The 13,463-nt window shown below is 54.0% G+C and carries 9 protein-coding genes; 3 read left to right on the top strand and 6 right to left on the bottom strand.

All coding sequences use genetic code 11. From position 1 onward, the window contains the following. Nucleotides 1-7 precede the first annotated feature (7 nt). A complete protein-coding gene (locus CBE72_RS19155; protein WP_025889321.1) occupies nucleotides 8-1,228 on the bottom strand; it encodes a threonine/serine exporter family protein in 1,221 nt (406 codons plus the stop codon). Nucleotides 1,229-1,443: 215 nt separating this feature from the next. Between CBE72_RS19155 and CBE72_RS19150 the strand changes: the two genes are divergently transcribed. Both CBE72_RS19150 and CBE72_RS19145 read left to right on the top strand, forming a co-directional pair. Further along, on the top strand, nucleotides 1,444-1,848 hold the full coding sequence (locus tag CBE72_RS19150; RefSeq protein ID WP_100145868.1) for an MAPEG family protein: 405 nt from the start codon (nucleotides 1,444-1,446) through the stop codon (nucleotides 1,846-1,848). 175 nt (nucleotides 1,849-2,023) lie between these two features. Beyond that, on the top strand, nucleotides 2,024-4,381 hold the full coding sequence (locus CBE72_RS19145; RefSeq protein ID WP_100145866.1) for a YgiQ family radical SAM protein: 2,358 nt from the start codon (nucleotides 2,024-2,026) through the stop codon (nucleotides 4,379-4,381). Nucleotides 4,382-4,473: 92 nt separating this feature from the next. Here CBE72_RS19145 and CBE72_RS19140 read toward each other — a convergent pair whose 3' ends face one another. The 5 genes from CBE72_RS19140 to speFL all read right to left on the bottom strand — a co-directional run bounded on the left by CBE72_RS19140 (nucleotide 4,474) and on the right by speFL (nucleotide 12,598). Next, on the bottom strand, nucleotides 4,474-7,182 hold the full coding sequence (locus CBE72_RS19140; RefSeq protein ID WP_100145864.1) for a DEAD/DEAH box helicase: 2,709 nt from the start codon (nucleotides 7,180-7,182) through the stop codon (nucleotides 4,474-4,476). 271 nt (nucleotides 7,183-7,453) lie between these two features. Then, nucleotides 7,454-8,608 (bottom strand): porin, encoded by a 1,155-nt coding sequence (locus tag CBE72_RS19135; protein WP_100145862.1) that lies wholly within the window; start codon nucleotides 8,606-8,608, stop codon nucleotides 7,454-7,456. 77 nt (nucleotides 8,609-8,685) lie between these two features. Then, on the bottom strand, nucleotides 8,686-10,005 hold the full coding sequence (gene potE / locus CBE72_RS19130; RefSeq protein WP_100145860.1) for a putrescine-ornithine antiporter: 1,320 nt from the start codon (nucleotides 10,003-10,005) through the stop codon (nucleotides 8,686-8,688). Between the two features lie 58 nt (nucleotides 10,006-10,063). Beyond that, a complete protein-coding gene (speF, locus tag CBE72_RS19125) occupies nucleotides 10,064-12,229 on the bottom strand; it encodes an ornithine decarboxylase SpeF (protein ID WP_100145859.1) in 2,166 nt (721 codons plus the stop codon). A 270-nt stretch (nucleotides 12,230-12,499) separates the two neighbouring features. Beyond that, nucleotides 12,500-12,598 carry a leader peptide SpeFL gene (gene speFL, locus CBE72_RS20640; protein ID WP_420876324.1) on the bottom strand — a complete coding sequence of 33 codons (99 nt, stop codon included), beginning with the start codon at nucleotides 12,596-12,598 and terminating at the stop codon, nucleotides 12,500-12,502. Between the two features lie 500 nt (nucleotides 12,599-13,098). Between speFL and CBE72_RS19115 the strand changes: the two genes are divergently transcribed. Continuing rightward, entirely contained in the window at nucleotides 13,099-13,425 is a 327-nt protein-coding gene (locus CBE72_RS19115; protein ID WP_039035843.1) for a YkvA family protein, read from the top strand. Nucleotides 13,426-13,463 lie beyond the last annotated feature (38 nt).

Raw genomic sequence — 13,463 nt, 5'->3', positions numbered from 1 at the left:
GCTGTGTTTAGAGAGTATTTCTCGGCGGCACCACCACGTTGGAGAAGATAAGCCCGGCGATCAGTGACATAAAGATCAGAAAAATCTGCGACCCCAGATGCGACTGGTTCAACATGGTTTCACCCGAGATCAGCACATTGAGGCCGATATAGGTCTTGGAGCCAGGCACCAGGATGACTATCCCCTGCAGCAGGGCAATGGAGGCCGGTGCCTTCATCCAGCGGGCAAACAGGTTGGCGTAAATACCCACGGCCAGGGCGCCGAAGAAGATCCCCAGAGAATCCCCCAGATAGAGGCCGCCGAACATGGCGGAGAAGAAGGCCACAATACCCGCCAGTACGCCCCAAGGGGCATCTTTGAGCCTGGCCTTGAAGATAAACACCAGCGCCATGGAAAGTATGGGCACCGCCGACCAGATGGCCCAGCGAGGCAACGGCATGGGCTCAATATAGAGGGATTCGCCGAACAGGGCATTGCCTATTGCCACGCCGAGTACGGCGCCGAAGTAGAGTTTGAATAGCAGCATTACCGCATCCATGATCCTCATGGTGCCTGACATAAGATCCCTTGCCGCCAGTTCGGCCAGGCCCAGGGTCAGTGCCAGGCCGGGAATAAAGACGATGATCCCCGACAGTACCACCACAGGGATATTCAGCCCGGCATCCAGTTGCGCCAGGCCACAGGCGGCGAAACCGGCTAGCATGGCGGCCAGAGGCTCCAGCAGTTCGGCCATCCGCCGCGAGCGTTCGGCGCTGAATACCAAGCCATAGACCAGCATGCCTATCAAGGCCGACCAGAATACATCATTCCAACTGCTGCCCATCAGCATGGCAAAGGCGGCGGCCGAGGTGCCAAAGGCGCCCAGGGTTAACATTGGGCCATAGGGATTGGGCTTGTTGGCTATCTCATCCAGCCGTTCCAGCGCTTCACTCAGGCTGCGTTGCCCCAGGCTCAGTTCCTGCACCAGGGCGTCGGTGCGGGCCAGCGAACCCAGATCCAGCTCGCCGGGTTTGACCCTGGCAACATGGTTGTATTCCTGATCTGTGTCGTGCTGCAGCACAAAGGTCATCGAAGTGGGGGAGATCAGAAAATAGCCTTCGATGCCGAGCGTCTTGGCCACTGTCTGCAAGTGGGTTTCGAGCCGATAAGCCGGGGTGCCGAACTTATGCAGAGCCTTACCCAACTTGATGATAAAACGGCGCTTTTCAATGAATTCTTGATTATCCACTCGGTTTCCCACTGTGCCCTTGATTGGATGGACGGCTTTTGGCCCGCGCGGATTCTACAGCAAGGGTAGTGAATCCGGTTAATGACATTTTAAAAATTATTTCCTTTATGTGAGCCTAAGTGCAGGCTTGTTGCGTTAAGGTTGGTGTGCGCACCAGGATTTTGTGGGGCCAATAGGGGCTGAATAGAGAAGGTTAAAAAGGAGAGTTTGAAATTATGTCATTGTTTATATCGGGTTTTTATGCCGCTCTGACGGGGCTTTTGGTCTTGGCTTTGGCCTACCGGGTGGTAGGGCTGCGCCGTGCTTACAAGATAGGCCTAGGCGATGGTGGTAACGATGCACTGTATCTGGCCAACCGGGTGCACGGTAACCTGCTGGAAAATGCCCCGATAGCCTTGCTGCTTTTGGTGCTGGCCGAGGCCAACGGCATGGCCGGCGTTTGGTTACATCTACTGGGGACGATTTGGCTGGTGGCCAGATTGCTGCATGCCATAGGTCTGACCCAAGGCAAGGGCGGTTACCACCCGGGCCGTTTCCTCGGTACCTTGTTCACCTGGATAAGCATACTCGTGCTGGCGCTGTTTAACCTCTGGCAGTATGTGGGGCGCTTATTGCTCTGAGCCCGAAATAAGCCACAATCCTAGCAGGGCCTTGGCTTGCAGGCACAAGCAAGGTGCACAAATAGTCGGCAGTTGGTGAAAAATCAGTCACACTTAACCCGGCTAGCCTGTTATACTCCGCGGCCCTGAGGCAGCGTGGCTGCCGTGTGTCGAATCCTCTGATGGTCATTCTCAAATGCAAGTCGAATCCAGCTTATTTCAGTATCCCAAGTATTGGGCCGAGTGTTACGGCACGGCTCCCTTTCTGCCCATGTCCCGTAAGGAGATGGAACAACTGGGATGGGACAGCTGTGATGTGATCCTGGTGACAGGTGATGCCTATGTGGATCACCCCAGTTTCGGCATGGCGGTGATTGGCCGTTTGCTGGAAGCGCAGGGATTCAGAGTGGGGATCATCTCGCAACCGGATTGGTCCAGCAAAGAGGCCTTTATGAGCCTGGGTAAACCGAATCTGTTTTTCGGGGTCACTGCAGGCAATATGGATTCGATGATCAACCGTTATACGGCCGATCGTAAACTGCGCCACGATGATGCCTATACCCCGGGCAATGAAGGCGGCAAGCGCCCGGATCGCGCCGTGACTGTTTATACCCAACGCTGTAAGGAAGCCTTTAAAGAGGTGCCCGTGGTCATAGGCGGTATCGAGGCCAGCCTGCGGCGGATTGCCCACTATGACTATTGGTCCGATAAAGTGCGCCGCAGTGTGATTTTTGATGCCAAGGCCGACATCCTGATCTACGGCAATGCCGAGCGGCCGCTGGTGGAAGTGGCGCACCGTCTCGCCAAGGGTGAAACCATGGCGCAGATGCAGAATATCCGCGGCACAGCGGTTATCCGAAAAGAGCCACTGCCAGAATGGCGCGGCATGGACTCGCGCAAGATAGATCAGTTGCATAAAATTGACCCCATCCCCAATCCCTATGGCGCCGATGATGTCGGCTGCCAGAACTTGTCCGGGCCATCTGACAAGAAGATCTTCGACAACGACGCTCCCAAGCCCATCAGCGTGCAGCCACCCAAGCCAAGGCCCTGGGAGCAGACCTATGTGTTGTTGCCGGCCTTCGAGCGGGTGAGTGAAGACAGATACCTGTACGCCCATGCATCGAGGATTTTGCATCAGGAGCAAAACCCAGGTTGTGCCAGAGCCCTGTTCCAGCCCCACGGCGACCGTGGTGTTTGGGTCAACCCACCGGCTTGGCCGCTCAACACAGATGAGATGGATGCGGTATTCGACTTGCCTTACGCCAGGGTGCCACACCCGGTTTACGGCAAGGCCAAGATCCCGGCCTACGACATGATCAAGACCTCGATCAATATCATGCGAGGCTGTTTCGGTGGCTGCTCATTTTGTTCGATAACCGAGCATGAAGGGCGGATTATCCAGAGCCGCTCGAAAGAATCTATTATCAAAGAAATTAAAGATATACAGCAGAAAGTGCCCGGCTTTACCGGGGTGATTTCCGATCTCGGTGGCCCAACGGCCAACATGTATCGTCTCGGCTGCAAGAGCGAAAAGGCCGAAAAAACCTGTCGGCGCTTATCCTGTGTCTTTCCCGGCATCTGTGGCCATTTGGACACAGATCATCAGCACACCATAGATCTTTACCGCGCCGCCCGGGATGTTCCCGGGATCAAGAAGGTGCTGATCGCCTCCGGCGTGCGGTATGACCTGGCGATTGAAGATCCGCGTTACGTTAAAGAGCTGGCCAAGCACCATGTGGGCGGCTATCTCAAGATAGCACCGGAACATACCGAAGAGGGGCCTTTATCCAAGATGATGAAGCCAGGTATGGGCACCTACGACAAGTTCAAGGAGCTGTTCGACCAATACTCGGCCGAAGCGGGTAAGCAGCAGTATCTGATCCCTTATTTTATTTCCGCTCACCCGGGCACCACGGACGAGGACATGCTCAACCTGGCGCTGTGGCTCAAAGAGCGTAAGTTCAAGCTGGATCAGGTGCAGAACTTCTACCCATCGCCTATGGCCAATGCCACGACCATCTACCACACAGAGCTGAACTCGTTGAAAAACGTCAAACACAGCAGCGAACAGGTGCCGGTGGCCAAGAAGGGGCGCCAGCGGCGACTGCACAAGGCCTTGCTGCGCTATCACGACAGCGCCGGTTGGCCGCTGATCCGCGAGGCGCTTATCGCCATGGGGAAACAGCATCTTATCGGCACCGGGCCACAGCATCTGGTGCCCCCGGAAGGCCGCGCCGAAGCCTGGGCCGGTAAGCATAACCGCAAGGGGGCCGACAAGGGCCGCCAGGGACTCACCCGTTTCAGCGACAATCAGTTTGCAGAGCGCAGCGGCAAAGCCGCCAAGGGTAAGTCCACTGAAGGGGCCAAAGGCGGTAACAAGGTCGGAAAAGGCAAGGGCGGCGACCAAACAACAACAGGCAAAGCAGCAGCTAAAGGCTCCAAGCCCGGCAGTGGCAAAGCCAGACCCGGAGCCAGGCCTGTCTTTGGCCATGCACAAAGCCATGCTCAGGGTAAAAATCAGGGCAAAAGCCAGGGTAAGAAACCCAAGTAAGAACTCAAGCGCTATCCATTAATCGCTAAAGTGGAAAGCAGGAGCGCTGAGCCAAGGGGCCGCGCTCCCTCCAACCTTCTCTGAGGCTACCTCTAAGTCTCTGCGCCGGATAAGGTTCTTACCTGGCCAAGCTTACTACGAATACGTTCGATACAGGCACTGGGATTCTTCAACCAGAGTCCATAGCTGATGGGCAACATGGGCACCTTGGCCCGCTGCAGTATCTTGTATGTGTCCAGTTCAAAAAAGTCCATCCAGGGGCCGGGAAAGCCGATGAGATCCAGCGCCAGATACTCGCCCTGCCAGCGGCAGAGGATATCCACCTCTGTGCCGGCTATCTCATAGCCCGGCCAGGTTTCGATATTGTGCCCGGCCAAGGCGTCACAAAGCTGGCGCTGAAACGGATCCAGCTGGTCATTTTGCCTGTGCCGAGCATTGAATTGACGGCTGGATTCCAGATAGCGGCGCAGCAGTGAGTTGCTCGGCAGCTCTTGGGCCGCTACCGAAACAAACAGGTGCTGTTGTTCCCTGGCGCGGGTAATGGCGACATTGAACACATCTTCGCGGTTGAGATATACCGCGGCTCTCTTGCTCTGTGGGTCAACGGCGAAGGAGAGATACATAATGTCGCGCTCCTCTCCCTGAAAACCGAAGGGGGTGTCGGCCCGCAGGCGATACTTTTCCAGCTCGGTGGCGGAAAACTGTTTGAACAAAGCATCGGCCAACGCATCGGCCTGAGCCCTAAAAGGCGATAACACTCCCAGCGACTTGGTCATTCCCGCTTGTTCGCAGCTGTCTATCTGCTGCCTTATCAGGTTGCACAGTGCACTGATTTCAGCCTGGTTGACTCCCTGTTCACTGCGCTCGCCCATCACTGAGTGCAGATGCAGATGGCCGCTGCTGGTACAGGGTCTGTGCTGCATTATCCGCAGCCGCTGCTGATAAAACTGCGAGTTGCTGAAGCTGATAAGCTCGGGAGCGCTGCGAAAGTGCTCATCGAGAAAGGCGACCTGCTGCTGGGAGGCTATCTGCTCGGCCACCAGATCCAAAATCGATTTATCGCGATAGCTGCAGATGCCGGATTGCGCTGTGGACACGCCATGCAGTTGTTGCAACGCCAGCTCTTTGCTGCGGGACAGGAAAGAGATATGCCTGAGCTGCTTGCCATCGCCAACGACCAGTGCCCGTTTGGCCCGAAACAGTGCCGGTAAGGCGCTGGTGATATTGCTTTGGCTGGCTTCATCGAAGATAACCAGATCGAATAGCTCCCGCTGCAACGGCAACACCTTGTGAAGGGTGTTGAGGCTCACCAGCCAGATGGGAAACGCCTGCTGCAACACCTGGTAATCCAAGGTATCGAACAGTGCAAACTGCCGCTGTGAGGTGCGGGAACGAATCGCTTGATTGAAAGTTTGCAGCTGTTGCCTGTGGTTGTTCAGCAAGCCGGCGACCCGGCTGGCTTTGACATTTTGCAGCAACTTGGCTGCCAGCGCCTCTTTGGTTGTCAGGCTATCGTTCAACTCATCCAGAGTGTCCCAATGTTGGCTCAGGTTTTCCATGCTGTGGCCAAACAGAGCAAGATAGAGCTGCAACAACCAGCGCCGCTGTGAGCGCTCCAGTTTGTGCAGCCTTTGACCGCGGCGGATGGCGCGGCGTAAAAATCGCAGCAGCCGGCGTTCTGAGTTGTCCAGTTGCCGGTTCAATAAATTGAGCTGGCTTTCCAACTGCTGCGGGGGTGTGTGCTCAAGTGAATGATAGCCGTCCAGCAGATTGCTGAGATAATCCTTCAGCTGTTTCAGGAAGGCCTTTTGTCCCGCCCGCAGGCTGATGTCCTTGAGCCCGAACTGACTCTCAAGCTTGTCGTTAATGACATCGAGCGCATGTTCGTTGTTGGCAACGATCAGCACAGACTCGCCCCGGGCCATATGTTCGGTCGCGACGGCGGCTATGGTATAACTCTTGCCGGTTCCCGGCGGCCCGACAACGCAGCCAAGACTGTGGCCGGCGCCAATCTCCAGCACTTGCTGCTGTGCCCGGGACAAGAGGCAGGGCAGGTACTGGCTTTTGAGGCGGCGCTTGGCTTCGGCCTTGGGTGGCAGTTGTGTTCCCATCAGATTCTGCAGCGGCGCCGAGAGTTCGGCCGCATTCATCATGGCAGAGATCTCATGCAGAATGCCGCGACTGGCGCTGGGGCGTTTCAGAAACACCAGTGCCGATGCCGGTACCAGAGTTAACTTACGCTTGCGGGTCAGGCGGGCGAGGCTGTCATAGCCTGTCAGTTTGGGGAATCCCAGCAGCCCCAGGGCATCTATTTTCTGGTGGCTCTGGCTCAACAGCGAGGTCCAGCTGTCGGGGCGCTCGGGAGCGAAGATGGCATCAAAGCCGGCTTCCATACTGTCTTCCGGCAGCAACAGCCGCAGCAAGGGTTCGTTAATCTGCAGTGCCCCCTCTTTGAGGGAAGCATAGAAGCTGCCGTCATCCTCTTCCAACTGGGCTTCTTTAAAAACCAGAGGGCTGAGTATAGTGCGGGTCTGCCCCTCTTCCTTTAACTGGCCGACCACAAAATGGGAAACGTAAAGCAGTTGGCGCTCGCGCTGGTACATGGCGATTCTGGGCAGGAGTTGCGCCCCGGCTTCTTGGGCGATTGGCTGTCTTGGCAGGAAACCTGAAAGCAGCGAATCCTCGCCCTCAATAAACAGCCTGTCTTCCTGGTTTAGTTTGCCAAGGTGCCACAGATTAAGGTCGACACAATCTTCCTTATAGCAATCCTGGTAGTAAGCGAATAATGGTTTGGCGGGCATGACCTTGGCTACTTTTTTGCGTTGGCGCGGCTGCGTCCACTGAAGCCGCGGGATGGCAAGTATCCTAACGGTTTAGGCTTAAGCTTTCCAGAAATGCGCCATGATGCCGGTCGTTTTGAGTGGAGCCTGGGGGGCATATCTCCCGCCAATCTTTTCGGTTTCAAGTAAAAAAAACCACCCTGGAAGGAAGTGGGGTCAGGGTGGCCGAGCGTGCCTGGCAAAAAGGGTACTGCCAGCAATGGAGCGGGAGTGTGCCGCTATAGAAGTTCAGTTAAAAGAAGTAGTTGATCCCCACGGCGAAGTTATTGTCCTGGGCGGCATCTTCGGCCGGGTCATCCATGTCGCTGAAGTCCAGCTTGGCCTCAAAGAACATCACAGTGTCTCTGCTGTATCTATAGTGCAGACCCAGCATGGCAAACTGGCGACGCCAGTTCCCTTGAATGGCGCTGTGCTGATCTGTATCCAGATCCAGGTAGCTCAACATGGCAATGGGCACAAAGCCGTTGTCGTATTGGTAGGCCACCATCAGCTCGGCGCCGGTGGCGTCGTACAGTTCACCGCCAACCAGTTCGTTGTTGTCACTCTTGTGGGCGTTGAAACCCACATACAAACCGCTGGCTTCACGGTTGGGTGCATAGTGATAATAGTCGCCATACATGGCACCTATGCCTACTATCTGGTTGGTCACCTTGAGTTCGGTACCTTCCAGGTGGCCATCGATATCACCACGGTTGAAGCCAGCCAGCAGTTTGAACTTGTCAGTGACGCTGTAGGTCAGGCTGGCACCGTAGCTGGAATCAAAGTCCAGTTCAGAGTTGGCCAGTGGTTCGCCGTTGCTGTCCTGTACCGAGACCTCACCATCTTGCTTGGCGGCGTATTGCAGTGCCAGATGCAGCGGGCCAAAGTCATTGCGGTACTGGAATGCGGCATCGGCGCGCCCGGTACCCGTCAGACCACCATCACCGAAGGTGTAAGCACCGACGGCATAACCGGCCACGACATTGGGTAAGTCTGTGGTACCGGCCACGTCATAATAGGCGCCCCACTGCTTCCCGAAGGTCAGGCTACCCCAGGTATCGTGGGACAGGCCGACATAACCCAGGCGGTTGTTGAGGAAGTCATCGGTTTTCTCTGCGGCGAGTCTGCCGCCCTGTAGCACCAGATTGTCATCACTAGTGACCATGTTGATGCCCCATTCGGTGACGGCATAGGCGGTCCAGCCGTTGCGCTCTTTACGCTCGAAGCTCAAACGTATCCTTGATGTGTCGTCAATCACTGAGGTCTCGTGGCCATCATTGTAGGCGGCGAAACCCAGCCAGCCGCTGATGCCAAAGCTATTGCTGTCATCCTTGTACAGCTCGATTGCCCGGGCTGAGCCGCAGAGCAGCAGCGCAGGGATTGCCAGCGCCAGTATTGTCTTGTTCATAGTCCACCTCATCCAATGTTGTTATTGATTTAATTTGGGGTGGGCGCGCACGCCGGGGAGTGCGCGCCCGTAAGCCTTTAAGCGTGTTTCAATTGCTGTTTGGCATTTTTGTTGGAGATGACGCCGAACAGGGTCCAACCGAAGAAGGTGGCAATAGACCCCAGCATCACGGCGGTTTCCCCTGAGCTATAGAGGGCATAGAAGCTATACAGGGCACCAATTACGGCCATAAAGTTGGCAATTCGGGCTTGTTTTACAGGGATATTCAATTGTTTTTGCATCACACCCAGAGCAGCCATGGAAAGGATATAAGGGATGATGTTGGTGACCACGGCCAGGTTAACCAGCGCCTCAAACTGTTTGCTCAGTGAGGGGCTGATGGTCATCAGTGACAGTACGGTTTGTACCGAAACGATGATCAGCATGCCGACGACCGGGGCGTCTTTCTTGGTTACCTTGGAGAAGGCTTTAGGGAAGAAACCTTCATCGGCAGATGACTTGAACACCTGGGCGATGGTGAACTGCCAACCCAGCAGGGAACCGGTACAAGAGATGATGGCGCAGGCCATGACGATGGAACCGATGGTGGGGTTGAACATTTGCGCAAAGGCCAGACCGAAAGGTGCATTGGACAGCGCCAGCTCTCCGTTGGGTACAATACCGGCGATCACATTGGTAGAGATGATGTAGATAACCGCTGCACCTATGGTGCCGCCCATTACCGCGATAGGCACGTTTTTCTCTGGGTTCTCTACTGCTTCAGAGTTGGCACAGGCAGATTCCAATCCCAGGAAAGCCCACAGTGTCATGGCGATTGAACCACCCAGAGCCTTGAAGAATGGCATGTCGTGGGGGTTCCAGGCCGCCTTGTACAGGTCAAAGTCGAACCAGTACCAACCTATGATAGATACCCCGATAACCGGAATGATAATCCCCCACACTGTGATACTGGATACCTGACCTGTGATGCGGGCGCCACCGAAGTTAGCCACTGTGGCCAACCAGAGCACACCTATGGTGGACAGACAGATAGCGATGGGGCTGAGTTCGACACCGAACAGCACGGCACCATAACCCACAGCGGAAATCGCGATGGCCACGTTGGCGATCAACAGAGATACCGCATAGGTATAGTTGGCCATAAAGTTGCCACTGCGACCGAAGGCGTACTCGGCATAACCGCCCATACCACCGGATTTTTTGCTGAACATACCGCACTTGGCAAAGGCGTAGGCCAATGCCGTTGAACCCGCCGCTGTCACCAACCAGGACAGCACTGAAATCGTTCCCACCTGAGCCAGCTGGGTTGGCAGCATAATGATACCCGAGCCCATCATGTTCACTATGGTGAGTATGGTTAACTGAACCACGCCAATTTTATTATTTGCTTTGCTCATAATTATTTACCTAAGTCATGTTGCCAGGTGGCGGGGCGCCATGCCCCGCCGCTTATGGTTAAGCTTTCAGGACATAGCCCATGGCTTGTTGTCGGCCTTCAGGGGTTTGTTCCAGATACACGCCCTGCAGCTCAGGTGAGAACCCCGGCAGCAGATTGATCCCTTCTTCCAGGGCGAGGAAGTAACGTTGAACCGCGCCACCCCAGATCTCGCCGGGAACTACACAGAGCACTCCCGGTGGGTAAGGCAGGGCGCCTTCGGCCGCGATGCGACCCTCTATCTGTGACAGGGGCACCAGCTCCACATTACCGCGGATAAACTCTATGTTGGCTTCCTGTGGGTTCATCACGGCTTTGGGGAAGTGGGCCTGACGGAACATCTCTTTTTGCAGCTGTTTTACATCATGGCTGACATAGAGATCATGCATCTCCTGACACAGCTGGCGTATGGTGTAACCCTGATAGCGTTCCTTGTTGGCGTTGTAGACATTGGGCAGCACTTCAGACAGCGGCGCATCTTCATCGACCAGCTTCTCGAAGCGGGCAATCTGAGATACCAGATGCTGCATCTTGGCCATGTTTTCGGCCGGGGTGATCAGGAACAGAATCGAGTTGAGGTCGCACTTCTCCGGAATGATGTTATTTTCACGCAGGAAGTTGGCCAGAATCGTCGCCGGAATACCGAAGTTGGTGTACTTGCCGGTTTCGGCATCGATACCCGGAGTCGTCAGCAGGAACTTACAAGGGTCGACGAAGTATTGGCCTTTCTCATATCCCTCGAAGGCATGCCATTTCTGACCGGGTTCGAATTCGAAGAAGCGCAGGTCATCGGCCATCTGTTCGGTTTCATGATCCTGCCATGGGGTACCTTCTATCATTGGCGGAATGAACGGCTTGATATATTTGCACTTTTTCAGCAGCAGTTTACGGGCTTCGATACCGGCTTTCACCGCCTCACGCCATAGGAAGCGGCCACTGGCGCCTTCGTGCATCTTGGCGTTGACATCCAGTGCGGCAAACAGCGGGTAGAAGGGGCTGGTGGAGGCGTGCAACATAAAGGCGTTGTTGAAACGTTTATGGTTGCAGTATCTGTCCTGGCCCTTGATATGGCTGTCTTTCTTGTGGATTTGCGAGGTTTGTGAGAAACCGGCCTGTTGTTTGTGTACCGACTGGGTCACCAGGATCCCCGGATCTTCTGCGCTCAGCTCCAGCAACAGCGGTGAACAGTCGTTCATCATGGGGATAAACTGCTCATAGCCCACCCAGGCGGAGTCAAACAGTATGTAGTCACACAGGTGACCTATCTTGTCCACGACCTGACGGGCGTTATATATGGTGCCGTCGTAGGTACCCAGCTGGATCACCGCCAGGCGGAAGGGGCGTTTGGCATCGGCGCGGCTGGGGTCAACCTTGCGGACTTCTTCGCGCAGATAGTTTTCGCTGAAACAATGGGCATCGATACCGCCGATAAAGCCGAAGGGGTTACGGGCCGTTTCCAGATAAACCGGGGTAGCTCCGGCCTGGATCAGCGCGCCGTGGTGGTTTGACTTATGGTTGTTGCGGTCAAACAGTACCAGATCGCCCTTGGTCAGCAGTGCATTACACACCACCTTGTTGGAGGCTGAAGTGCCGTTGAGGACAAAGTAAGTCTTGTCGGCATTGAATACCTTGGCGGCATGCTTCTGGGCATCACAGGGGGCGCCTTCGTGGATCAGCAGGTCGCCCAGTCTGACGTCGGCGTTACACATGTCAGCGCGGAATACTGTTTCGCCAAAGAAATCAAAAAACTGGCGACCAACCGGGTGCTTACGGAAGAACTGGCCGCCTTGGTGTCCTGGGCAGGCAAAGGTAGAGTTACCCATATCGACATACTTTTTCAGCGTGCCGAAGAAAGGTGGCAGCAGCGCCTGCTCATATTTATTGAGCGCGGTTTCTACCTGTTTGCCGTAAAATGCGGTACTGCTGCTGGCGCAAAGCTCAAATACGCCGGTAATGGAAGAGCAGATATCATCGGGAAAGGCTTCTTCACAACATACGGCAACGAAGATCGGCAGTTTCAGGCCTGTGTTATTGATTTTGTCGACTATGCCGTTATTCACATCTGTGACTGAAACAACCACGGCACCAATATCGCAAAAGTCGGTAGTTAATACGTTGACAACTTCTCTTTCAGTATCAAAACAAGAGCGAACAGATAAACTTGCTGCAATTTTTAATGATTTCATAAAATAACCTTATTTAAAAAATTCAGCAGGGCTCGTATCGGAAAAATAAATTCCAACATTAAAATTTAGATAAAGTCAGCCCTGGGCTGATATATTCAAGCAGCGATATTTATGTAAGGCGTAGAGATACCATGACGAATGCTTCGCCAGAGAAAAGGTATAAGAAAGCCTTACCGTTACGCGTGCAGGATATTACCGGCCGAGTAAAAGCAACTAATTGTATGTATTGGGGATACTAAGGAGATGGATGCGCGGAGCAGCCTATCCCCATTAGTTGGAGAGGGCGGTGGCAGGGAAAAAGAAAGAGTGGTCAAAATAATCACGATGGGTAGGCATCATGATATGTCGGGTACGCCTTATATGCGCCATGATTTTGGACTTTCTCTTCATATACAACTCCGTTACGTTTAGAGAAAAGCACTTTTGATAACTTATTGGCGAGTTTATATCTGGGCAAAAAATAAAAATATGAGCTGAGTCATAGTTCTAATTAGTTGTAAAAAACTGTATCAGCGATATTTAAAATTTAATTGTTTTAATAGCTTATGGCTGTTTCTCTATCGGCATTGAGGTTCTGGTTTATTTCAAAAAGATTGAATTTAAATGTTGATTGAGTAATTATGCGCACCGTGAGCGCTAATTTGAATAAATATTTCATTTTTTCGTATTTTTAAAAAACCCTTTAATTTTGCTGCGCAAACGGCAAAAGTGGTTGGTGATTATTGCATTATTCACCCTTGTCCTAAGGCGGCGAACGACTTTCAGTCCAAGCTGAGAGACATTCGCATATTTGAGTCATCAACATTGACGAGAGCTAGTCAGGCAAGGAACATTGAGGGAACCATTAAAACACATCGAGTGGAGATGAGATGGAACAAGAGCAATACAGTGATAGCGGTTTTTGGGCCAAGCTCAAAGATTACGCCAAGCAGGCGGGGCGGGAGGTCGTCCAGAAGGCGCTCTGGCTATATTACGCCGCCCAGAGGCCAGATACCCCCAAATGGGCCAAGGCCGCGATCTTTGGTGCCTTAGCTTATTTTATTACTCCTTTGGATGCGATTCCGGATCTGACCCCGTTAGTGGGTTTCAGTGATGATCTCGGTGCTTTGGCGGCGGCACTCGCCATGGTGAGTCTTTATGTGAACGCCGAGGTGAAACAGGAAGCCGATCAGACGCTGAAGCGTTGGTTTGACTAAGCGAGTACAACCGAACCGGTTTTACACTAAACCTTGTT

Origin of the sequence: Shewanella carassii (genome assembly GCF_002777975.1) — a bacterium.
Classification (GTDB): Bacteria; Pseudomonadota; Gammaproteobacteria; order Enterobacterales; family Shewanellaceae; genus Shewanella; species Shewanella carassii.
This window is presented reverse-complemented; position numbering and strand designations above follow the sequence as displayed.

Coding starts and splice junctions, on each gene's coding strand:
- CBE72_RS19150 (WP_100145868.1), top strand. CDS start 1,444: ATGTCATTGTTTATATCGGGTTTTTATGCCGCTCTGACGGGGCTTTTG.
- CBE72_RS19145 (WP_100145866.1), top strand. CDS start 2,024: ATGCAAGTCGAATCCAGCTTATTTCAGTATCCCAAGTATTGGGCCGAG.
- CBE72_RS19140 (WP_100145864.1), bottom strand. CDS start 7,182: ATGCCCGCCAAACCATTATTCGCTTACTACCAGGATTGCTATAAGGAA.
- CBE72_RS19135 (WP_100145862.1), bottom strand. CDS start 8,608: ATGAACAAGACAATACTGGCGCTGGCAATCCCTGCGCTGCTGCTCTGC.
- potE (WP_100145860.1), bottom strand. CDS start 10,005: ATGAGCAAAGCAAATAATAAAATTGGCGTGGTTCAGTTAACCATACTC.
- speF (WP_100145859.1), bottom strand. CDS start 12,229: ATGAAATCATTAAAAATTGCAGCAAGTTTATCTGTTCGCTCTTGTTTT.
- speFL (WP_420876324.1), bottom strand. CDS start 12,598: ATGGCGCATATAAGGCGTACCCGACATATCATGATGCCTACCCATCGT.
- CBE72_RS19115 (WP_039035843.1), top strand. CDS start 13,099: ATGGAACAAGAGCAATACAGTGATAGCGGTTTTTGGGCCAAGCTCAAA.